The organism is Saccharopolyspora sp. NPDC045941, from assembly GCF_056431445.1.
Window position 1 is genome coordinate 88603 of sequence record NZ_JBWKKU010000017.1, and the last position, 20610, is coordinate 109212.

The 20610-nt window shown below is 67.7% G+C and carries 23 protein-coding genes and 4 pseudogenes; 10 read left to right on the forward strand and 17 right to left on the reverse strand.

Going from position 1 to position 20610, the window contains the following annotated elements; genetic code table 11:
- The first annotated feature begins 659 nt into the window (after window positions 1-659).
- The 3 genes from AC07FN_RS16215 to AC07FN_RS16225 are packed head-to-tail and all read left to right on the forward strand — an operon-like array spanning window position 660 to window position 2448.
- Window positions 660-983 (forward strand): hypothetical protein, encoded by a 324-nt coding sequence (locus tag AC07FN_RS16215; RefSeq protein WP_478396332.1) that lies wholly within the window; start codon window positions 660-662, stop codon window positions 981-983.
- Window positions 983-2146 (forward strand): putative T7SS-secreted protein, encoded by a 1164-nt coding sequence (locus AC07FN_RS16220; protein ID WP_478396333.1) that lies wholly within the window; start codon window positions 983-985, stop codon window positions 2144-2146. Before AC07FN_RS16215 ends, AC07FN_RS16220 begins: the two co-directional genes overlap by 1 nt.
- A complete protein-coding gene (locus tag AC07FN_RS16225; RefSeq protein WP_478396334.1) occupies window positions 2143-2448 on the forward strand; it encodes a hypothetical protein in 306 nt (101 codons plus the stop codon). Before AC07FN_RS16220 ends, AC07FN_RS16225 begins: the two co-directional genes overlap by 4 nt.
- A gap of 635 nt (window positions 2449-3083) precedes the next feature.
- Here AC07FN_RS16225 and AC07FN_RS16230 read toward each other — a convergent pair.
- A complete protein-coding gene (locus AC07FN_RS16230) occupies window positions 3084-3590 on the reverse strand; it encodes a hypothetical protein (protein ID WP_478396335.1) in 507 nt (168 codons plus the stop codon).
- A 171-nt stretch (window positions 3591-3761) separates the two neighbouring features.
- Here AC07FN_RS16230 and AC07FN_RS16235 point away from each other — a divergent pair.
- A pseudogene (locus AC07FN_RS16235) lies at window positions 3762-4512 on the forward strand (IS701 family transposase); the annotation flags it as partial.
- 35 nt (window positions 4513-4547) lie between these two features.
- Here the strand turns inward: AC07FN_RS16235 and AC07FN_RS16240 are convergent.
- The 5 genes and pseudogenes from AC07FN_RS16240 to AC07FN_RS16260 all read right to left on the reverse strand — a co-directional run bounded on the left by AC07FN_RS16240 (window position 4548) and on the right by AC07FN_RS16260 (window position 7464).
- Window positions 4548-5078, reverse strand: coding sequence for an IS3 family transposase (locus AC07FN_RS16240; protein ID WP_478396336.1), 531 nt, complete (start codon window positions 5076-5078; stop codon window positions 4548-4550).
- Window positions 5079-5084: 6 nt separating this feature from the next.
- Window positions 5085-5347: pseudogene (locus tag AC07FN_RS16245) on the reverse strand (FAD-dependent oxidoreductase); the annotation flags it as partial.
- Window positions 5344-6018: an arsenate reductase ArsC gene (locus AC07FN_RS16250; protein WP_478396337.1), complete on the reverse strand. Its 675-nt coding sequence runs from the start codon at window positions 6016-6018 to the stop codon at window positions 5344-5346. The gene AC07FN_RS16250 and the pseudogene AC07FN_RS16245, both read right to left, overlap by 4 nt.
- The gene (gene arsB, locus AC07FN_RS16255; protein ID WP_478396338.1) at window positions 6002-7090 is read right to left on the reverse strand and encodes an ACR3 family arsenite efflux transporter; all 1089 of its coding nucleotides are present in this window, start codon (window positions 7088-7090) and stop codon (window positions 6002-6004) included. Before arsB ends, AC07FN_RS16250 begins: the two co-directional genes overlap by 17 nt.
- Window positions 7087-7464, reverse strand: a complete 378-nt coding sequence (locus AC07FN_RS16260; protein ID WP_478396339.1) for an ArsR/SmtB family transcription factor — start codon at window positions 7462-7464, stop codon at window positions 7087-7089. Before AC07FN_RS16260 ends, arsB begins: the two co-directional genes overlap by 4 nt.
- A gap of 129 nt (window positions 7465-7593) precedes the next feature.
- Between AC07FN_RS16260 and AC07FN_RS16265 the strand changes: the two genes are divergently transcribed.
- The 3 genes from AC07FN_RS16265 to AC07FN_RS16275 all read left to right on the forward strand — a co-directional run bounded on the left by AC07FN_RS16265 (window position 7594) and on the right by AC07FN_RS16275 (window position 10131).
- Window positions 7594-8667 (forward strand): ArsO family NAD(P)H-dependent flavin-containing monooxygenase, encoded by a 1074-nt coding sequence (locus tag AC07FN_RS16265; RefSeq protein WP_478396340.1) that lies wholly within the window; start codon window positions 7594-7596, stop codon window positions 8665-8667.
- Between the two features lie 69 nt (window positions 8668-8736).
- Window positions 8737-9051: a MerR family DNA-binding protein gene (locus AC07FN_RS16270; protein ID WP_478396392.1), complete on the forward strand. Its 315-nt coding sequence runs from the start codon at window positions 8737-8739 to the stop codon at window positions 9049-9051.
- 156 nt (window positions 9052-9207) lie between these two features.
- Window positions 9208-10131 carry an alkylmercury lyase family protein gene (locus AC07FN_RS16275; protein WP_478396341.1) on the forward strand — a complete coding sequence of 308 codons (924 nt, stop codon included), beginning with the start codon at window positions 9208-9210 and terminating at the stop codon, window positions 10129-10131.
- A 118-nt stretch (window positions 10132-10249) separates the two neighbouring features.
- Here the strand turns inward: AC07FN_RS16275 and AC07FN_RS16280 are convergent, their stop codons facing one another.
- The 3 genes and pseudogenes from AC07FN_RS16280 to AC07FN_RS16290 form a co-directional block, all read right to left on the reverse strand.
- Window positions 10250-10819 carry an MFS transporter gene (locus AC07FN_RS16280; protein WP_478396393.1) on the reverse strand — a complete coding sequence of 190 codons (570 nt, stop codon included), beginning with the start codon at window positions 10817-10819 and terminating at the stop codon, window positions 10250-10252.
- 215 nt (window positions 10820-11034) lie between these two features.
- Window positions 11035-11334: a helix-turn-helix domain-containing protein gene (locus AC07FN_RS16285; protein WP_478396394.1), complete on the reverse strand. Its 300-nt coding sequence runs from the start codon at window positions 11332-11334 to the stop codon at window positions 11035-11037.
- A gap of 34 nt (window positions 11335-11368) precedes the next feature.
- Window positions 11369-11872 (reverse strand): annotated as a pseudogene (locus AC07FN_RS16290) (recombinase family protein); the annotation flags it as partial.
- Between the two features lie 588 nt (window positions 11873-12460).
- On the opposite strand from AC07FN_RS16290, the gene AC07FN_RS16295 reads away from it, so the two are divergent.
- A complete protein-coding gene (locus AC07FN_RS16295) occupies window positions 12461-12643 on the forward strand; it encodes a hypothetical protein (protein WP_478396342.1) in 183 nt (60 codons plus the stop codon).
- Window positions 12630-13262 (forward strand): hypothetical protein, encoded by a 633-nt coding sequence (locus AC07FN_RS16300; protein WP_478396343.1) that lies wholly within the window; start codon window positions 12630-12632, stop codon window positions 13260-13262. Before AC07FN_RS16295 ends, AC07FN_RS16300 begins: the two co-directional genes overlap by 14 nt.
- Before the next feature lie 281 nt (window positions 13263-13543).
- Here AC07FN_RS16300 and trhA read toward each other — a convergent pair whose 3' ends face one another.
- The 5 genes from trhA to AC07FN_RS16325 form a co-directional block, all read right to left on the reverse strand.
- A complete protein-coding gene (gene trhA / locus AC07FN_RS16305; protein ID WP_478396344.1) occupies window positions 13544-14233 on the reverse strand; it encodes a PAQR family membrane homeostasis protein TrhA in 690 nt (229 codons plus the stop codon).
- 49 nt (window positions 14234-14282) lie between these two features.
- The gene (locus AC07FN_RS16310; RefSeq protein WP_358582119.1) at window positions 14283-14420 is read right to left on the reverse strand and encodes a hypothetical protein; all 138 of its coding nucleotides are present in this window, start codon (window positions 14418-14420) and stop codon (window positions 14283-14285) included.
- 203 nt (window positions 14421-14623) lie between these two features.
- Window positions 14624-14803, reverse strand: coding sequence for a hypothetical protein (locus tag AC07FN_RS16315; RefSeq protein WP_358387629.1), 180 nt, complete (start codon window positions 14801-14803; stop codon window positions 14624-14626).
- Window positions 14800-15138, reverse strand: coding sequence for an STAS domain-containing protein (locus tag AC07FN_RS16320; protein WP_478396345.1), 339 nt, complete (start codon window positions 15136-15138; stop codon window positions 14800-14802). The genes AC07FN_RS16315 and AC07FN_RS16320 overlap by 4 nt, the downstream gene beginning before the upstream one ends.
- 381 nt (window positions 15139-15519) lie before the next feature.
- Window positions 15520-15723, reverse strand: coding sequence for a cold-shock protein (locus AC07FN_RS16325; RefSeq protein WP_478396346.1), 204 nt, complete (start codon window positions 15721-15723; stop codon window positions 15520-15522).
- 1224 nt (window positions 15724-16947) lie between these two features.
- On the opposite strand from AC07FN_RS16325, the gene AC07FN_RS16330 reads away from it, so the two are divergent.
- On the forward strand, window positions 16948-17268 hold the full coding sequence (locus tag AC07FN_RS16330; RefSeq protein ID WP_478396347.1) for a helix-turn-helix domain-containing protein: 321 nt from the start codon (window positions 16948-16950) through the stop codon (window positions 17266-17268).
- A 502-nt stretch (window positions 17269-17770) separates the two neighbouring features.
- On the opposite strand, the gene istB is transcribed toward AC07FN_RS16330, so the two are convergent.
- From istB to AC07FN_RS16345, 3 genes and pseudogenes are all read right to left on the reverse strand, one after another.
- Entirely contained in the window at window positions 17771-18559 is a 789-nt protein-coding gene (gene istB / locus AC07FN_RS16335; protein WP_478396348.1) for an IS21-like element helper ATPase IstB, read from the reverse strand.
- A gap of 30 nt (window positions 18560-18589) precedes the next feature.
- Window positions 18590-19945: an IS21 family transposase gene (gene istA / locus AC07FN_RS16340; protein ID WP_478396349.1), complete on the reverse strand. Its 1356-nt coding sequence runs from the start codon at window positions 19943-19945 to the stop codon at window positions 18590-18592.
- A gap of 149 nt (window positions 19946-20094) precedes the next feature.
- Window positions 20095-20595: pseudogene (locus tag AC07FN_RS16345) on the reverse strand (MFS transporter); the annotation flags it as partial.
- Window positions 20596-20610: the final 15 nt, after the last annotated feature.

Here is a 20610-nt window from a genome sequence, read left to right on the forward strand (position 1 = left end):
CCGATCCCTTTCTTGCGCCGCAAAGTGGCATCCCCGGCGTGTGCGGGGCCGACCACGGCTGACACGTCCACATCAACTGCCTGCTGGAGACATCCCCACGTGCGCGGGCCAACGGCCGCAGAGGTGTAGATCATGCGAGTGCTGCGGAGCTGTCCCCGCGTGCGCGGGGCCGACAGTGACAGTCGCAGCTCGAACACCGGCGCGACGGGACCGTCCCGCGTGTGCGTGGGGCCGATCGGTAGCTGCCCGCCCCGGTGACGTAAGTCGGGGAACCATCGCCACGCGCGGGTCCGACCGCAGCTTCGTCGCGATCCACCTCGCGCCCGCAGACCCATTCCCGGCATGCGAGGGGTCGACCTTGTTGACCTGGAATGTCAGCCGCGCGCACGGGCGGAAAGGATGAGTCCATCGAAGTCGACAGGGCACCACCCGGTCACGCCCGGCGGTTCGTTCGGTCCAGCCTTGTTCGTTGTTCGCGGGCTCGACGAGGACACCGGTTGCCAGCCCACCTACGTGTCCTGTTCACCTCCCCCGCCGGCCCCAGAGCTCGGTGCCGCGCTCCGCCGTTCGTGCGAATGATCACCAACCGGCCGTGCCCCGTTCTCGACATGCCTAGGGTGTGCCATGACCTGGAGACGAGCCGAGGATGGAGTTTGTTGGTGGACGGCTTTCGCGTCGACCTGACTGCCTTGACTCACGCATCGGAAGGCGTGCGCGACACGATCAACGCGATGAACCGGCGCAAGGTCAGCGACATCGACAGCCCAGCGGACGCCTTCGGCCACGACCGGCTCGCCACGACCGTCGCGGAGTTCTGCGACCGCTGGAACGAAGGCGTCAGCAACCTGACCGAGGACACTCAAGAGATCTCCGGGCGACTCGATCACTGTGTCCAGGCCTACCGGCACACCGACGAAGCCGCCCGAGCACACTTCGAGGGCATCCTGCACCGTGCCGGCGGCGACGACCCGGCGGCCCAGTAGTGGCGGCCGAACTCGGAACCACCACCGACCCCAAAGCCCTCGTTCCCGGCTTTCCGGACGCAGTCGGCGATACCGCAGCCTCGATGAAGGCGTACGGCGACAGCCTGCACGAGGCAGGCGACGGGCTCAAACGCATCGACAGCTCCGAAGGCTGGGAAGGCGAGGCAGCCGAGCAATTCCGGTCAGCCTTCGATGGCGAGCCAACGAAGTGGCTCGAAGCCGGAGACTGCTTCCACCAGGCGGCCCAGGCGTTGGAACGCTACAGCGGGACCCTGGCCTGGGCACAAGAGCAAGCCAGAGAAGCGATCGCGCTCTGGGATGCCGGCGAGGCCCAAACCAACTACGCCAAGAAACAGCACGACCGCGCGGTCTCCCAGGCCGAGCAGCAAGTGCCCCTGGGTTCCGGCCCGGTCAACATCCCCTTCCAGGACCCCGGCGAAGCCAAACGGCAGCAGGCCCGCAACATCCTCAACAACGCTCGCAGCCAGCTCGAGGTTGCGGCCGAGCAAGCCTCCGACGTCGTCGGCAGCGCACGCGACAAGGCCCCGGAAAGAAGCTGGCTGGCACAAGCCGGGGAGGTCATTGGCGACGCCGCCGGCGCCGCGGTCAATGCCGTTGCCTCGTTCGGTAACGCCGCGCTCAACCACCCCGAAATGGTCCTCGGCGTTGTAGGGGGTGCCGCGCTCACGGCTGTCAGCGCCGCCGGGGAGACCGCCGGTGTCGCACTCGACGCCACCGGTGTCGGCGCGGTCGCCGGAGTCCCACTGGGCGCCGTCTCCACAGCTGGAATCGCAACCGGCGTGGGGATGATCGGGGTCGCGATGGCCGGCTTGGGCGCCGAAGCGGCAGGCGATGACTACACCGAAGTCGTCGACACCGACGAGTCAGACGCGGCGGCGGATGAAGCAACGCAGGACCCGTCAGAGTTGTCGCAGTCAGACCGGCGTTCCGTCGAGTCCTACGAACGACTCATCAAAGAACACGAAGACAAGCTGGACGCCTACAAGCGCGATCCAGAAGCCTACGACAACAAAGGTATTCTCAAGAACGCCCCGAACGACGAGGTCCGCCAGCGGATCATCGACGGCCGTGTCAGGCATCTGGAGAAAGAGATCCAGACGTTCCGGGAGAACATCGACAAGATCTACAAGGGTGCACGATGAGCAACGACGAGTCCGTGGTGTCCGTCGAGGTCCTACGCCAGGTCCTCAACCAGGCACTGGACAACCTACAACAACAGGCAGGCGAGACCGTCGAACTCGACAAGGACTACTTCTGGTCGATCCCACCGGAAGCCGCCTACGACATCTACACCCAACCGGACCCAGAACAGCTGACCGTCGGCCAACTCTCCGAATCCTGGAACAACCTCGCACAGCTGCTCTCCCGTGGAGAACCGGTCCCGCCCTACGCTCTAGTGTGGATCTCCGATGTCCTCAAAGCCTTGGGACACCAGACTCGTTGACGGCCTCGACATGTTGAACCCGAACGGGCGCTCGTCGGGTGCAAGGCCGACACACGACTGTTCCGGGGGTTCGCGGAACCATCTCCGCGTGCGCGAAGCCGACACGGCTCACTGTCGACTACTGAACGCATCCACATGATCGGTAGCCGTAAAGCAATGCCCGTGCCGAGGGACCAATGCAATGAGTGAACGGTGGATACCCCCACCGCCAAGCAAGTCCCAGAAGATGCCAACAGCCTCTGGCCAGGGAAGCTGTGTGCCTCCGGTCGGATACGAACCGAAACTTGGACGTTTCCAAGGCTTGCCGTGCTGGAGTGTAGCTGATCGCGCTGAGCTGCGGCGATACCGACGTCAACACGTGGTTCATCGTGGTTCAACACACCCCGCAGCGGACCATAAAACATGGATTAACTATGGACTCCCTGGGCCCGGAGCAGAGTTTGACCAAGCACCGAATCTCCGACCGCACCGCTGTAGCACCGCCACGTCCCGCTGTTCCCGCGCCTTCGTTCGTTCCTCGCTCAAGCCTTGGTGCATCGCATGCCTAGTACTCCAGCCGTAGATCGTGATTTCTGATCGGAGCCGGTCCCGGGGCCTCGGCACGCGTGAGGGTGCCCGGTTTCGGGGCGGTTGCGTTAGCGCAGTGAGTGACGCTGGTAGCGCGACTCCGGTGGCCCGAAGGTCAGCCCGTTCTCGTCGAGGGCGTTGAAGATGGTCAGTTGGCTGTGGGGGAAGCAGAAGCTGACGGCGACTGTTCCCTGGGCCATGTCGCTCCCGGTCCATTCGAGGAGCTCGACGTCCTGAAGGACCTGGCCCTGCAGGGCATGCAGCTCGGGGCGCATGTCGTGGCACCACTGGAGATCGAAGTCGGGCCATCGGACCGGCTGGTGGGGGTCGACCGTGTTCCAGGTGATCGAGAGGTCGTCGAACTTTGCGTGGTTGATCTCAACCTGTTCTTCGGCGAAGTCGAGCAGGACTGGGCAGTCGGGGAACCACTCGCTGTCTTGAACGTCCCAGACCAGCCAGGCATGGGTCAACGGGAGGCCGATGAGCGCGCGCAGCTGCTGACCGTGGCCTGCCACGACCGCGGAGCAACCGTTGAGCCATTGAGGCCGGTAGCTTTCGATCCCGAAGTTGAACACGCCAGGGTCCTCTCAGAATCAGACATCACGCGACTTTGTCGAGGCTCTGGAGTTGGTCCGGGAACCGGTGAGGCCACCGTTGATCATCGGTGTGTGAAGATAGAAGATCAGACGGTTGCCGCAGGTCACAGCATAGATCCTGCCCGGTGGCAGGACAGGTTCGAGGTCCTGATGGGCCGCATCGCGGGGCGGTTCGCCCGGGTGGAACCGCGGCGCCGGGCGAGGGCGATGGTGCTCGGTCTGCTGTCGGACCTGCCACGCAAGAATTGCTGGACGCTCGCCGAGTACGCCGGGGACGCAACCGGACGGCCTGCAGCACTTGCTGTCCAGGGCCAGATGGGACGCCGACGCGGTCCGCGACGACATCCGCAGCTTCGTCGTCGAGCAGCTGCACGACCGCGACGTGGTGTTGGTCGTCGATGAGACCGGCGACCTGAAGAAGGGCACCGCCACGGTGGGCGTGCAGCGTCAGTACACCGGCACCGCCGGACGCGTCGAGAACAGTCAGGTGGCCGTTTATCTCGCCTACTCAACCCCGTGGGGGCACGCGGCGATCGACCGGGAACTGTACGTTCCGTACTCCTGGACCCAGGACACGGCCCGCTGCCGTGCGGCCGGGATCCCTGACACCGTCGGCTTTGCCACGAAACCCGCGCTCGCTGCCCGCATGATCGGCCGTGCGTTGGACGCCGACGTCCCCGCGTCCTGGGTAGCCGGTGACGAGGTCTACGGAGGCAACCCGCATCTACGGACCACGCTGGAGGGACGGCAGATCGGCTATGTCCTCGCCGTCGCCTGCGACCATCAGATCACCACCCGCGCGGGCAAGTTCCGCGCCGACGTCCTGGTCAAGAAGCTGCCGAAGCGGGCCTGGCAGAAGCTCTCCGCCGGCGCCGGAGCCAAAGGGCACCGCTTCTATGAACTGGTCCCCGGAAGTTGGACCGGGTAAGTAAGAGTTTAGGCAGCGAGGGCTTGGGCTCGGTATTGCACCGGGCTCAGGCCCTCGCAGTGTGTGTGGCCCCGTGTGGTGTTGAACCAGACGATGTAGTCATCCAGGGCGGTCGTGAACGCCTCGAGGCTGAGGTAGCGGGTGTGGTGGAAGAGTTCTTCCTTGAGGTGCCCGAAGAAACTCTCGATCACGGCGTTGTCGTGGCAGTTGGCCTTGCGGGACATCGACTGGGTCGCGCCCGCATCGGCCAGCAGCCGGCGCCAGGAGCGGTGCTGATATTGGAAGCCCTGGTCAGAGTGCACCAGCGGTGTCTGGCCCGCCTCCAGCGTCGCGAGCGCGTCGCGGAGTGACGAGTGGGTCAGTGCGAGGTTGGGTGAGGTACTCACCGAGTAGGCGATGATCTGCCGGTCGAACAGGTCCATCACCGGTGACAGATAGACCTTGCGGTCGGTGATGGTGAACTCGGTGACGTCGGTGACCCACTTCTCGTTCGGTGCGCTGGCGGTGAAGTCCCGGTTCAGCAGGTTAAGCCGCCTCATCTACCAAGTCAGGTCGAGGCGTTCGACGTCCTCGGCCCGCAGCTCGGCGCCGAAACGCTCGGCCTGGGACCGCATCTCCTGCATCAGGTCGGGGCCCATGATCCCTTCCCGGAAGCCCGGGAAGTTCTCCACTTCGGTAGTGGTCATCAACGCGCCACCTGGGTGCCCTCGAAGACGAGTGGTTCGAGCTCCGCCCGTGCGGCGTACACCGCAGCGGTGTACCCGGCAGGGCCAGAGCCCACAATGATCACGTTGCGGAAATTGCTCACTTCGCGGCCTCGGGCACCAGCTCGGCCAGCAGCGCTTGGACGCGGCGGTCGATGTCGTCGCGGATCGGACGGACGTCCTCAATGGACTTCCCGGCGGGGTCGGTGAGTTCCCAGTCCAGGTAGCGCTTGCCAGGGAAGACGGGGCAGGCGTCGCCGCAGCCCATGGTGATGACTACGTCGGCGGCTTCGACGGCGTCGGTGGTGAGCTTCTTCGGGAACTCCTGCGACAGGTCGAGACCGAGTTCGTTCATCACCTCGAGCACGGCGGGGTTGATGGTGTCGGCGGGTGCGGAGCCGGCGGAGCGGACGGTCACCCGGCCCTGGGCGTGGTGGTGCAGCAGGGCGGCGGCCATCTGGGAGCGGCCGGCGTTGTGCACGCAGACGAACAGGACCTCGGGAGTGGAGGGCACGATGGCTCCTTGATTCTTGGCGATGTCGGCCAGCCGCTCGCGAGCGAACCGGGTGGCCAGGGTGGTCAGGTGGGTATGCACGCGGGCGGTCGCGTGCAACTGCTGGTAGGTCTCGAGCACGACGGCGTGGATGGTTTCCGTCGCGAAGACACCCTCGAACTGGGTGTGCAGGTCGGCAGCGGCGTGATCGAGAAGTGCGGTGACCTGGGCGTTGGTCGGCCGGTACTCCTCGGCGTCGTGGTGGCTAGGTGGTGCGGACATGGTCGGCCTCCGTGGAGGTGGAACTGAACCAGTGCCGAGCGGCCAGTGAGACGTAGACCAGCCCGACCAGCACCGGGACCTCGATGAGGGGGCCGACGACACCGGCCAGCGCCTGGCCGCTGGTGACGCCGAAGGTCGCGATGGCCACCGCGATGGCGAGTTCGAAGTTGTTGCCCGCGGCGGTGAACGACAGCGTCGCCGACCGTTCGTAGTTCAGGCCGATGGCCTTGCCGAGCGCGAACGATCCGGCCCACATCACGGCGAAGTACACCAGCAGCGGTAGCGCGATGCGGACCACGTCCAGCGGGTTGGAGGTGATCGCATCCCCTTGCAGGGCGAAGAGGATCACGATGGTGAACAGCAGCCCGTAGAGGGCGACCGGGCCGATCTTGGGCAGGAACCGGTCCTCATACCACTCGCGGCCCTTGGCCTTCTCGCCGAGCTTGCGGGTGAGGTAGCCGGCGACGAGCGGGATGCCGAGGAAGATCAGGACGTTCTTGGCGATCTCCCACGCCGAGACATCCAGGCCGACCTGGGGCAGGCCCAGCCAGCCCGGCAGCACGGAGAGGTAGAACCAGCCGAGCGCGGCGAAGGCGATGACCTGGAACACCGAATTCAACGCGACCAGGACAGCGGCGGCTTCCCGGTCCCCGCAGGCCAGGTCGTTCCAGATGATGACCATGGCGATGCAGCGCGCCAGGCCCACGATGATCAGGCCGATGCGGTACTCCGGGAGGTCCGGCAGGAAGACCCAGGCCAGGGCGAACATCAGCGCCGGGCCAAGGACCCAGTTGAGCACCAGCGAGGAGATCATGAGGCGCTTGTCGCCGGTGACGGTGTCCAGCCGGTCGTAGCGGACCTTGGCCAGTACCGGGTACATCATCACCAGCAAGCCCAGGGCGATCGGCAGCGAGACCCCGTCGAGCTGCACCGTGTCCAGTGCCGGGCCGAGGCCGGGGATCCACCGCCCCGCGAGCAGGCCGACCACCATGGCGGCGCCGATCCACACCGGCAGCAGACGGTCCAGAGTGGACAGTTTCGCGACCACCGCGTTGTCAGCGTTCTGGCTCATGCCGTCACCACCGCGTCCGTCGCTGGGGCCAGGGAGTCCGACAGCAGCCGCAGGGTCTCGGGGCGGACGCGGTAGTAGATCCACGTCCCGCGCCGGTCGCCCTCGATGATCCCGGCTTCGCGCAGGACTTTGAGGTGGTGGGAGATCGTCGGGCCGGACAGGTCGAAGGCGTCGGTGAGGTCGCACACGCAGGCCTCGCCGCCGGCATGGGAAGCGATCAGCGACAGCAGCCGCAACCGCACCGGCTCGCCGATCGCCTTGAACACTTTCGCCAGCTCGGTGGCCTGCTCGGCGGTCAGCGGCTCCCGCATCACGGCGCTGGCACAGGGCTCGGCCTCGTCGCACGAAACGATCGGCAGCTCTTGGTTCGACATGCGTCTAACTTGACATCCATCTAGATAAGAACGCAAGCTCGGTGGCAGCCTTCCTGCCGCAGTGTGACCGGCGACTCGCCACGCCGCCAGGAGGCCCTGTAGCCGTGAGCAGATTGGGGAGGCGCGGGAGTGGCCGAGGTCCGGGACGTGGTGGTGATCGGTGGCGGTCAGGCCGGTCTGGCGGCGGGGTATTTCCTGCGGCGGGCGGGCCTGGACTTCGTCATCCTCGACGACCAGCCCGAACCCGGTGGCGCCTGGCGGCACTACTGGGACTCGCTACGGCTGTTCTCCCCGGCCGAGTACAGCCCGCTGCCCGGATGGTGGATGCCGCGACAACCCGGCGAAGAGTTCCCCACCGCCGAGCATGTCGTGGGCTACCTCGCCGCCTACGAAAAGCGCTACCAGCTGCCGGTGCAGCGGCCCGTGCGAGCGGAGGGGGTGCACGATGCGGGCGCGTGGCTGGCGGTGCAGACCGACCGGGGAGTGTGGCGGGCCCGGGTCGTGATCAGCGCGACCGGCACCTGGGCCGCTCCGCACCTGCCGTCCTACCCCGGCCGGGAGCTGTTCGCGGGTCGGCGGCTGCACACCATCGACTACCGCACCCCGCGGGAGTTCGCCGGTCAGCGCGTGGTGGTGGTCGGTGGCGGCAACTCCGCAGCGCAGATCCTCGCCGAAGTGTCCACTGTGGCCGAAACGACGTGGACGACCCGCCGGTCGCCGCGGTTGATGCCCGACGACGTCGACGGGCGGGTGCTGTTCGACGTGGCCACCCAGCGCGAGGCCGCACGCCGAGCCGGCATCCCCGACAACGGCGGGCCCCGCAGTCTCGGCGACATCGTGATGGTGCCCAGCGTGCGAGATGCCCGAGACCGCGGCGTCCTGCGTGCGGAGCCGATGTTCAACCGGCTCACCGAACACGGGATCGCGTGGGACGACGGCCGCGAACTCGACTGCGACGCGATCATCTGGTGCACCGGCTTCCACCCCCACCTCGACCACCTCGCACCCCTGGGACTGGAGATGCGTGACCGCGCGGTGCCCACCGAGGGGACCCGCTGCCTGCAGGAACCGCGACTGCACCTGCTCGGCTACGGGGACTGGACCGGCTGGGCCTCCGCCACGCTTGTCGGCGCCAGCCGGACCGCGAAGGCGGCCGTGGCCGCGATCGCCGAGGGGCTCCAGCAGCGCGAAGCAGTCGGCTAACCTGCCGTGCCCCTGAGCCGCCGGAGGGAGTGGGCGAGGTTGACCCTGTTGTGGGGTACAGGGTTGAGAATGGAGTGTGCGCAGCGGCGAGGTGGCCGGGGTGAGTGTGCAGACGTTGCGGTACTACGAACGTCGGGGCTGCTGGAGCGGCCGCCGCGGTCGGCGTCGGGGTACCGGGTGTATCCGGCCGGGGCGGTGGAGGTGGTGCGGTTCGTGAAGCAGGCGCAGCAGCGTGGGTTCACCCTCGACGAGATCGGTGAGTTGCTAGCGCTGGCCGATGGGGGTCCGCAGGACTGCGATGTGGCCCGGGCGGGCCACGGCCAAGATGGCCGAGCTGGAGCGGCGGATCGTCGAGCTGCAACGCATGCAGGATTCGCTGGCTGAGCTCGCCGCCACCTGCGAACTGCCTCGCCCGGACCGCCGGTGCCCGCTGTTGCATGCGCTGCACAATCCCCGGGAGGATGCACGAGGAGGCTGGAGATCCTGCAGGTACCGGATTGTCCCAATGTCGCGCTGCTGCACCAGCGCCTGGAGCAAGCGGTGATTGGTCATCCGGAGGCGGTCGAGGTGGCGCATCGACTCGTGTCGGACCTTGAGACGGCAGCTGCGGTGGGCATGACCGGTTCCCCGACACTGCTGGTGGACGGGGTTGATCCGTTCGCCGAGCCGGGGCAACCGCCGAGTGTGTCGTGCCGGCTCTACCGAGACGCCGATGGCCACGTCCTGGGAGCGCCGTCGGTGACCGATCTGCGGCGGGCTCTGGGCATCGCCGACGTTGAGGGCGACATTCCCCGCCTCGTCTCGTCCCTTGCGGGGGACTGCTGCGCCACATCCACCGCCCAGGCAGAGGTGTTGCGGGGCCAACGGGAGCGGGCGACCCCGGCAGACGCGGTCGAGCGCGCTGTGCACCACGTGATCCTGCGCGCGTTCGCCACCACAGGAGGCCCGCCCTCCCGCAGCGAGCTGGCCAAGGCTGTAGGCGGTGCCGGGGTCGACGACGTACTGGGCCGACTGCACGACGCCGACGTCGTGCGGCTGGCCCCGGACGGCGGGATCGCCGCCGCATATCCGTTCTCGGCACTCCCGACCCCGCACCGGGTGCGGCTCGCCGGCGGAGCCCAGGTCTCCGCGATGTGTGTGATCGACGCGCTGGGCATCCCGCCGATGCTTGGGACCGACGCGGTGATCACCACCGTCGACCCGGTCGACGGTGCCCCGATCACCATGACCGCTACCAACGGCCGGTTCATCTGGACCCCGGCCACCGCAGTGGTGTTCGTCGGTGCGCAGCCTGGCCACGGGGCCTCAGCCGAGACCTGCTGCGACTACCTCAACGCCTTCACAACCCAGTGCCACGCAGACAGCTGGACACACGCCCACCCCCAGATCCCCGGAGAGATCCTCGCACCGGAACAGGCCGAACAGCTCGGCCAACGGATCTTCGAAGGCCTGCTCCCCAGCTGACCTCGCCAGCGGGCTCGCCGGGGCGAGTAGCGTTGCGGGGGTCCTCGATCAGAGTTGTGTCCTTCCCACAGGGCCAACAAGTTCATCAGCCGCGAGCTAACAACACCGTTGCAGCAAGCTAGGGAGCGTGACGCTGGGGCCGGGTGGCGAGTGCCAGTAGCGCCCCGACCGCGGTCATCACCCCCAGAACGAGGAACAGGGCCGGGTAGCCACCCAAGCCCTGTGCCAGGGACGCCCCACCCCAGGGGGCCAGGGCGATGGCCAGCATCAGTGGTGCCGACAGCAGCCCGGACAAGCGTCCGTAGGCGGCGGTGCCCCACCGGTCGCTGACGGCGGTGGCCTGCAGCAGCGTGAACACCCCGCGGGTCATGCCCACCAGCATCGCGGCGGCCACGAGCAGCAGCGGCGGGCTCGGGAGGAGCCCGAGCAACACCGTCGCCGCGGCACAGGCGGCCAGGATGATCACAGTGCGCCCGCGGGCGCTGGTGTGGCGCTGCAGGGGCGCATAGCCCAGCCGCCCGAGAACCTGACCGAGGCCGCCAAGGCCCAACGCCCAGGCCGCCAGCTGGGTATCGAGGCCGCGTTCGGTCAGCAGCGGCACCTGGTTGATCACCACCGCGTAGACGCCGAACCCACCGATGGCCATGGTCGCCAGCAGCGCCACGAACGCACGACTGCGGGCAATCACAGCCGCAGTGCCATGACTTGAGGCGGGATCGTGGTGACCGTCCGCAGGCCAGGGCAAGGTGAGACCGGCGTGCAGCGGGATCGTCACGACCCCGACCACGGCGGCGAGCACGAGGTAGGTGGCGCGCCAGTCCAGGTACTCGTGATGACGCTCTGCGAAACGGGCCAGAGGTGCTCTCTGAAATGGGCCAGTTGAGGAGTGCAGCGTAACTGCTGTCAGCGGCGAAGTGGGATCACTCCGTCGGGTGCTGCGATGGGCGTCCCGGTAGCACGCGCCGAAAAACCAACGGTTAGCTCGGAAGCGCTGGCTGCCGGGCCGGGTCCGGGGTCGATCGCTCGGTTGGTGCTGAGTTCGGGGACGTACTTGTAGATCGTGGAGCGGCAGACGCCGAGCAGGCGGGCGATGGAGGCGACGGTGTTGTCGGGCTCGGCGAGCAGGGCGCGGGCGTGGCGGACCTGTTCGGGGCATGGCCAGTGGCCGGTCGAGGCGGACGCCGTTGGCGCGGGCGGCGGCAAGGCCCTCGCGGGTGCCGTCGACGATGAGTTCGCGGATGAACTCGGCCGGGGCGGCGAAGACGTGGAAGACCAGGCGGCCGCCTGGGATGGTGGTGTCGAGGTTCTCGTGCAGGGAGGTGAACCCGATGCCGCGCTTCCGGAGCCCGCTGACCAGGGACAGCAGATCGGCGAGGCTGCGGCCGAGGCGGGAGAGCTCCAGGACGACGAGGGTGTCTCCTTCGCGGAGGTAGTCTAGGTAGGCCCACAGCTCGGGCCGTGCAGCGTTCTTTCCGGACAGTTTCTCCTCGAAGACCCGGATGCACTCGGCGTTGGTGAGGGCGTCGACCTGGCGGCGCAGGTTCTGATCCGGGTGGAGACCCGGGCGTAGCCGACGCGCGCGCCGCCACCGATGGAGTCGAGCGGGTCGCCGTCGAGGACGAGTTCGGCTGGAGTGTGGGGCATCGGCGGCACCTTTCGTGATCGCGAGCGCGCCGACTGTACGACAAAGGGCGCTGACCGGGTTATCGACAGTCCGGCTTTGCAACACGTTTTCCGACATGGCCGAGGCGGTTCGGCGTCACGATCCGGCTAGTTGTTGATCACGTTGAGAAGGGTTCGATTCTCAACACCTGCCGCGCTGCCGGGTGGTCGTCGGGTCTGGTGGCGGGCCTGGAGGTCGGAGCGCACGCGGAACGCATGCGGGACGAGGTCGAGGCGGCTCCAGTGCGCTGTCGTACGTGCGGCCGGTGGCTCACGCGCACCGAAGCCCGTCGCCTGTGGTCGCATCACCGCGACGATCCTTGCGTGTGGCAGCAGCGCTTCCGCGATGCGGCGCGGTGCTTACGGGACCAGGAGCAGCCAGATGGCGATGTGGTGGCAGATTGCCGCCACCGACACCGCAAAGTGGAAGAACTCGTGGTAGCCGAATGCCGTCGGCCAGGCGTCGGGGCTTGAGGAACATCGGAACTGGCGCTAAGCCCTCGTCCCTGCTGGTCGCCGATCAACGCGGCACCGGCTTCGGCAGGTTCTTGAAGTCTTGGCACAGATAGCGCTCTATTGTCTGCCCTATCGCTGATCGCGTCCTGCGCAGGCGTCTCTGAAGCGGCACGTGAAGCGGCCCTGTTATCTGCAGCAAGGGGAGAGCCGGGTGTCCACCGTCGTTGCGCTGCCGACCGACACCACGGCGCTGACCGTGGGCCGGGCAGCGGAGCTCTTTCTCGACTCGCTGGCGAACCCGAACACGATCCGCGGCTACACCACCGCGATCGGCAAGACCGTCGGCCACCACTGCGAGCGAGCACCGCCCGCTCGCAGTGGTGGCCGACGATGAGGTCGGCGAGGCCCTGGAGTGGCTGTGGGGCCGGGCTGCGGTGGGGACTTGGAACGCTCGCCGTGCTGCGGTGGGTTCGTGGTTGTCCTGGTGTCGTGATCGCGGCCATGAGGCCCCGGCTGTGCCGGGGTGGACCAAGCGGCTCGCGACGCCGGATTCCGAGACGCCGGTGCGGTCCCGGCTGGCGATCGATCGGGTGGTGGCACGTCGCGAGGTCGCGCTCCGCGAGAAGACGCTCTACCGGATGCTCTACGAAACCGCCGCCCGCGCCGACGAGATCCTCGGGCTCAACATCGAGGATCTCGACCTTGCCGGACGCCGAGCCGGAGTGAGGGCCAAGGGCGCGCGAGCGATGACCCGTCGCCGGGGCCAGGCCCGCGAGGACGTCGTGCTGGAAACCGTCTACTGGGACGCCGGCACCGCTCGCCTTCTGCCCCGGCGTTCCTCACCAGGCGCCGCCCCGGCTCCGGCAAGGTCCTCGGCCCCCGCGACACCTGCCCGGACACCGAGCTGGCGCGGCTGTCCTACGGCCGGGCCCGCGCCCTTCTTGACGCCCACACCGCGCTCCAGGGGCCGGGTACCGGGTGGGATCTGCACGAGTTCCGCCACTCGGCGCTGACCCATCCCGGCGAGCAGGGCGCGAGCCTGTTGCTGTTGATGGCGAAGTCCCGGCATAGGAAGCCGGAGAACGTCCGCCGCTACTTCAAACCCTCTGGTGAGGCCATCGCAGAGGTCACCAGCCTGCTGGCTCCCGGCGACAGCCGCTGGTGAAAGCGGCAGGCGGAGTGCGGGTGATCGCTGCGCTGGTGTTACGGCTGATGCGTGGTGGGCGAAGGCCTGCTCCAGCTCCTGACGGAAGCCTCGGCGCCGCAAGACCGGGGGTCCTGGGCTGCTTGGTCGTCAGGGCGTGGCGGTTGCTGTGGGGAGGAGGAGCCAGATGGTGATGTGATGGCAGATCGCGGCGGCGGTGACGGCGGTGTGGAAGACCTCGTGGTATCCGAAGGTGCTCGGCCACGGGTCGGGCCACCGGGTGGCGTAGCAGATGGCCCCGAGGGTGTAGAGAACGCCACCGGCCAGCAGCAGCACCAGTCCTGCGCCGGCGGTGTGCAGCAGGTCGCCGAGGACGAACACCGCGACCCAGCCGAGGGCGATGTAGAGCGGGACACCGACCCACCGGGGTGCATGGGGCCAGGCGAGCTTGAGCAGCATGCCGCCGAGTGCTCCGGCCCAGACCACGCCCAGCACGATGCGGCCGGTGCCACTTGGCAGGGCCAGCAGGCCGATCGGAGTGTAGGTGCCTGCGATCAGAAGGAAGATCATCGAGTGATCCAGCCGCCGCATCCACGTGCGGGCACGTTCCGAGCGCCACGTGATGAGGTGATAGACGGCGCTGACACCGAACAGGCCGAGCACCCCGGCCACGTAGAGCGCCACGGCCACTGCCGTTGTCGGCGAGCCGCTGGTTGCGGCCAGGGTGATGAGCACGGTGCCGGAGGCGGCGAACCCGATCACGCTGGCCAGGTGAATCCACCCCCGCATCCGGGGCTTGACCGACGCATAGGCGCGACGCGTCGTCAAAACTTCGCTCATGCCACCAGGATACGAAGGTTTCGTGCTGCTGCTTGGTCGTGGCCGTCGATCACCGATCACCGGCCACGTCGGTGGTGAACGGGGTCCGCAGCGGGCGCAGGGTGTCCTCGCCTTGGTCTACTCGCCGGTGGTGGGGTACTGGAACGTTGCGGGGTGAGACGGGGTCGAGGAACGCAACGGGCGCCACCGGCATCCTCGTCCGGGAGCCGGGCGATGCGCGTTGTGACGCGGCAGGGTGCCGCGCCGGTCAACGTGTGCGGAGCCGGTCCGAGGCCCGTTGCTGGGTCGGAGGGAAGTAGAGAGGTTCACAGCAAAGTCCTTTCGGGAACGCTGAAGCCCACGGGCGCACCCGTTTTGGCTTCACATGTGCGGCCAGTGGTGGCGGGGTGGTTAGTCGGCGTCGGTGAGGAACACGCGTCCTCCGCCGTAGGCGGCGAGCTGGTGGTGGGCGCGGGCGATCGCATCGTGTTCGGTGCCGGCGATCCGCGCAGTGTGCTGGCCTTCGGCATCGGTGATCTGCCAGGCATCATCGGACAACGTCCGCGCGACGTGCCGGGAGTGTCGCATCACGCCATCACCACCGCGGTGTCCTGCCGCGGTGCCGCGTTCGAGTTGTTGGTGGTCGCGAACTCCGTGCGGGGGCTGCGGGCCGGGAGCGCGCTCACTCCGGCCGCATGCAGCACGCGGTGCACGCGGGGCGCCGCGTCGACGAGGTGGAGCGGGAGTTGCCGATGGGCCGCGTAGGTGTGTGCGGCGACGAGGAGGTCGAGCCCGGCGGCATCGATGGTGGTGGCCTGGGCCAGGTCCACGAGCGTTTCCGGTGGTGCGGTCAGCACATGCGGCCAGAGCCGCTCGGCCAGCCGGGTGACTTCCGCACCGGCGAGGTCACCGTCCACTGTGAACACCGTGGATAGGGTCGTGATCAGGCAGGACATGGCCCGCATCGGGCTCCAATGCACGTAGAAGGATCCGGTGGCGTGGCGCGACGCAGAGCGTCGCGGCTGCAGGCCGCAGGCAGGAACAATGCTCCGGGAACCCGGACCCGTGGAAAACGGGCTCGGCTCAACCGGAACGGAGAGGAACTGGTGTTGCAGCAGGCTGCGTCCAGCTGGCTCGTGACGCGCCCAGTGGGGGCGTCACGACGGCGGCGAACGTGCTGCTGAGGTAGATCGGTTCGGCGCGCCTCAACCGCACCGCAAGTGGAGGGTGCGGGAGCTATGCCGGCGAAACCGCGATTCCCCAGCCCGCGCACGAGGCACGGGCCGGGAAGAAACTCAGGCGGAGTCTCAGGCCACGCGCACTGCGTCGGCCTGCGGACCCTTGGGACCCTGGCTGACCTCGTAGGACACCTGCTGGTCCTCCTCCAGGCTGCGGAACCCGCCGGCATCAATCGCCGAGTAGTGCACGAACACGTCCGGCCCGCCCTCGTCCGGAGCGATGAAGCCGAAGCCCTTTTCCGAGTTGAACCACTTCACGGTTCCGTTAGTCATGCGTGTCTCCTCCTGGGAGCTGGGGTATGACAGGCGACCACACCGTGCGGAAGCCCGGGCCGGGGGATCTCAGACGGCGGCTAACTCCAGCTGCGACCAAAGAAAGAAGCTCGCCCGCATCAACATCCTGCGAGCATGCACAAAACACGAACCCAGAAACAACGACCGCCACTGACCCTACACGCCACCCGGCCGCCGTCAACCCGGACGCCGCGGCGATCACCCGGCTGTGCGCGCCAGGGCCCGGCCTGGCGTGTTTCGGCGAGTGGATCTTCAGCGCTGATGATCCGCCACCCAGCAGCGAGCGGGGCGCCCTCGTCAACCCGCTGCCGGACACGCCTGAACCGCCGCGGCTGACAGCGGAAGTAACGGCGATCCCCACCCTCCGAGCGCTGCGGGCCGATCGGCCCGCCTCCTCCACGGACCGCCAGAGACCCCCCAGGGCAGGGCGGATTTTCTGCAGCAGCGACCACAGAAACGTCACATCGGGCACTGGTGGGCGTCGACTACGTCGCTGCACCACCAGTCGCTCGGCGGCGCACGAGCACTTGGCCCCGACACGCGAAGGCCTGCACGTCATCGTTATCAAGCTGGGCGATGTCGGCGGCTCGCGGACCGGCGCAGGGCAGCACCCGCCGCGATGGGCGATCCCGTCCCGAGCCGCAAGGGATGAGCACGGCGGAAAGCCGCAGGTGAGCAGAGTTTCCTCACCTGATCGATGAAATCTATGATCGCTGGAGTAGACATTCCCCGCTGGGTGTGTGTAATCTTCTGCTCGTTGCGAGAGAGAGAACGTCTAGTGGCACGGGAGATGACGAACTACCCGTGAGCAAGTGCAAGACGGTCAGGCAGTCCGGGGCCGTTCAGTGGAAGGGGTTCCGGCAGGTGACCAAGGACAGTCGGCAAGGCACGACCGGAGCAGGCAAGAAGGCCCGGAGTCGACAGTCGCGTGCGGATAGGTAAGTCAGGAAACAGAGGAGAAGGGAAGGGTTGCACACCATCGGATCGCCTGCCTCCGGCTGAGTTGCGCCGGGCGGGTACCGCAGTCCCATCGGATTGGAAGGTGGTCTTCGGTTACGCGAACGCGATCCCCGCAGTCTCCGCCTCTAGTGCGGAGCACGCGGACACAGAAGGCCGATCTCACGGTCGGCTGATGGAAGTGAAACCCACAACCCTGGGGCCCCGGTGCCAACGCACCGGGGCCCCTCATGATGCGGAGGCGCGATGACCCCAGAGACCCACGACCCGCAGACCGCGGACGAGAAGTTCGACGACGAGCACTACCCCGCCTACACCATGGGCCGCGCCGCCGAGATGCTCGACACCACCCCGGCATTCCTACGCAGCCTGGACGAGGCACAACTGATCGACCCGCAGCGCTCCTCCGGTGGGCATCGCCGCTACTCCCGCTCCCAGTTGCGCCTGGCCGCCCGCGTCCGGGAACTGGTCGACCAGGGCACCGGGCTCGACGCCGCCTGCCGCATCGTCACCCTGGAAGACCAACTGCAGGAAGCCCGCAACCTCAGTGGTCCGACGCCACCGTGACGATCCCTCTGCCGAAACGCCTGGGCACCGACTCCGGAGCGGCGATCACCCCGCCCGAACATGAAGGCGCCCACGACACGCTGCGGGTCCACGCTGGCGACACGGCCAACAAGATCACGAATTGAGGCGCTGACCAGGACGTACAGGGCTAAGCGTTGGTTTTTCGGCGCCTGCTACCGGGAGGCCGATGGGCATGGTTGGCCGGGCGGCTTCGGATGTGGTGAGCAGGGCGACGATGGTGACGGGGCCGCCGCAGTGGAGGCAGTCGCGTTGGGCAGCGGTGAGCGGGACCGGCGTAGCCGGTCCAGGCGTCGGCGCCGGAGGCGTCGACGCGGTGCACCTCGCGCTGCTGCCCGCCATGATCTGGTTGGCTGCGCTTTGGCTGGCGGCGGCTCGTTTGCAAAGCGGTGAGCAGTAGCGCCGGTTCTTGGCCTGGCGTCCGGTGGCGATGAACGGCTCGGAACAGACCTGGCAAACCTTGGCGATGCTCTGAATGCAGTTGTCACGAGACATGCGCGTTCACCGCCTTGCGGAGTTTGTCGGAGGTTTCCTGGTGAGTTCGAAGCCGATAGGAGGGGCCGTCGATACCGACGACTGTCGCGCGGTGCAGCAGCCGGTCGAGCATGGCGGCCGCGACGGTCGCGTCGCCGAAAGCCGTTGCCCAGTCAGCGATCCCGACGTTCGTCGTCAAAATCGTGGACGACTTGAGATAGCGCTGGTTGATCACCTGGAACAGAGCTGAGGCGCCGTCGCCGGGCAGCGGAAGGTAGCCGAGTTCGTCGATCACGAGCAGTTTCGGTCCGGCGAAGAACCGCATGCAGGTCGACCAGCGGCCCTCGACTGCCGCCTTGTGACACTTCGCGGCAAGGTCGGTGGCGGTGATGAAGTAGACCCGGTTCCCGCCCTCGGCCGCGCCGCGCGCCAGCGCGGTCGCGAGCATCGTCTTCCCGACCCCGGGCGGCCCGACGAACAACACGTTCGAGGCGTCGTCGAGGAACCGCAGAGTCGCGAGATCACGGATCAGTTTCTCGTCGACCCCGGGCTGGGCAGCGAAGTCGAAGTCGCTGAGTATCCAGGGATCAGGCAGGCAGGCGAACCGCAGCCTGCTCGCGAGCCGGCGTTCCTCGGTGGCGTTGACCTCGATCTCCAGCAGCCGCTCCAGCGCGGCGGTCATGGACAGATTCTCGGCGCGGGCCTGGTCCAAGACCCGCGGTAGTGCGTCAGCGGCGTTGTCGAGTTTGAGATAGGACAGGTGACCACGCAGCTGCTGGTAACGGCGAGCCTCGCTCATCTGTGGCCCTGAACGGTTTCCGGACAACGATCAGTCCTCCTTGGACTCTGAAACAGGTGCTCTGTCCAACTTCGCCGCCGTGGCGGCATAGGCGGACAGGTCGATCACGACATGGGCTGCTGGCCCTGTCGCGGGCAGGCCGCGCAACTTCGCCGCCTCGGCCAACGCCGCCGCCGACGGCGGACGACGAGTCTTGTGGGAGCAAGGTCGTTCATGCGTGAATGCCGCCATCGCGGCCTGCTCCAGAGCGACCACGTGCCCGTCATCGCGGACGACCCGGCCCGCGCCGTCGGTTGCGCGACGATGGATCGCGACCGTGGCACCGCGCGCGGTGACGATCCGCAGATCCTGCGCGCCGAGCCGGTGCCGGACCCGGACCTCGCTGTCGCCCAGTCCTGGAGGAACCGAGTATTGGTTACCGCGGAAGGACACCAGTGCCTGCGGCGGGACGGTCCGAGCCTGATCGAACTCGGCGGGGAAGGTGACCAGCGGGGCCGGATGCAGCCGCTCCGCGGCCGCCATGTCCGCGACCGTGGTGCGCTCGCCGTCGCGGATCCGCCGGCGGTTGTCGAGCTTGATCGTGAGCCGGTCCAGCCCGGCCTGCGCCTCGGCGATCGTGACGTCATCGCCGAGCGTCCGCCACCAGCGCTGCGCGGCCGCATGGTTGGCCTTCTCCACCACGCCTTTGCGGTTCCCGCGCCGGGGAGGACACGTCACCGACCGGACCCCGTAGTGCTTGGCGACCTGGGCGAATGCGGGAAGGATGCGGCCGGACGAGGGATAGCAGACCGTCGCCATCCGGTCGAACCGCCAGACATGGGTGACGCCGCCGAGCTGGCGGACGACAGCGTCAATCGCCTCGACCAGGTGCGGAAAGTCCTCGGACTCGGCCAGGACGCCGCGCCATTTGCTGGAGTGCGCGAGTGCCCCGACCAGCAGATGCGCCTGTTTCCCAGCGCCCCAGCCTTCCGGCGGGTTCGGCAGCTCCAGCCAATCCCACTGGGTTTCCTCGCCCGCCGGATGCGTGATGATCGCGACGTCGCGACCGCGGGAAACCTGGCATGGCTCGCAGTGCGGACGCAGCTGATAGCGACGCAGCGCACGGGTGAAAGTCGAGTAGCCGCCCTGGTAGCCCAGCTCTCTGATCTCATCCAGCAGCGTCGAGGCCCACAAGTGCGGATCATCGGCAAGCCGCGCCCGGCAGTAGGCGACGAACGGCTCGAATGGATCCGCCGTCGACGACCGGTGTGTGCCCGGAACGACCTCGCTGGCCAGATACCGGCGGATCGTCTTGCGGTCACGCCCGAGATGTCTCGCGATCGCCGAGATCGACCAACCCTGAGCACGCAGTGCCTGCGCCTCCACGGCTTCCTCCACTGTGAGCATCTCGGCCTCCCAGCAACGGTCCACGGTGATCAACACCGAGAACCGTCACTCGCAAGCCTGTGACCAGCGCAAACAACACGCCGACAAGACACCTCAACTGGGGAAATTCAGAGAGCGGGACCGTCCCTATTCGCAGAGCGCCATCACTCGTTCAACACTGCGGTCAGAGGCGCGAACACGGTGCTGGCAAGTCCGGCCACGAGCGTGAGGGCAGTCAGCGCGCGGACACGATCCGGCCCGTACCAGCGGGTCAGCGCGGCGAACGCGGGCGGGTAGAAGGTGGCCGCCATCGACAGCCCCGCCACCGCCCACGCCAGCAGGAACAGCGCATAGGTCGGGGCGTAGGCGATCCCGACGAGGGTGGGCACCGCCAGGACCGACCCAGCGGTCATCACCGCACGAGGCCCACGCCGATCGAGCCATCGCCCCACCGCGATGCCCGCGAACGCGGAGACGATCTGGCTGACCGAGAACGCCCACGTCACCGCCGGCACCGACCACCCCGTCTCCACACTGATCCGCGGCGCGAGCACGGGAAAGGCGTAATACAGCACGCCCCAGCTGGTGACCTCGGTGACACACAGGGCGATCAACGCCCACCGTCGCCGCGCCTGCGGGATCACAGGAGCGACGACGGTGGTGGCCGGCATGGCGCCGTCGGCCGG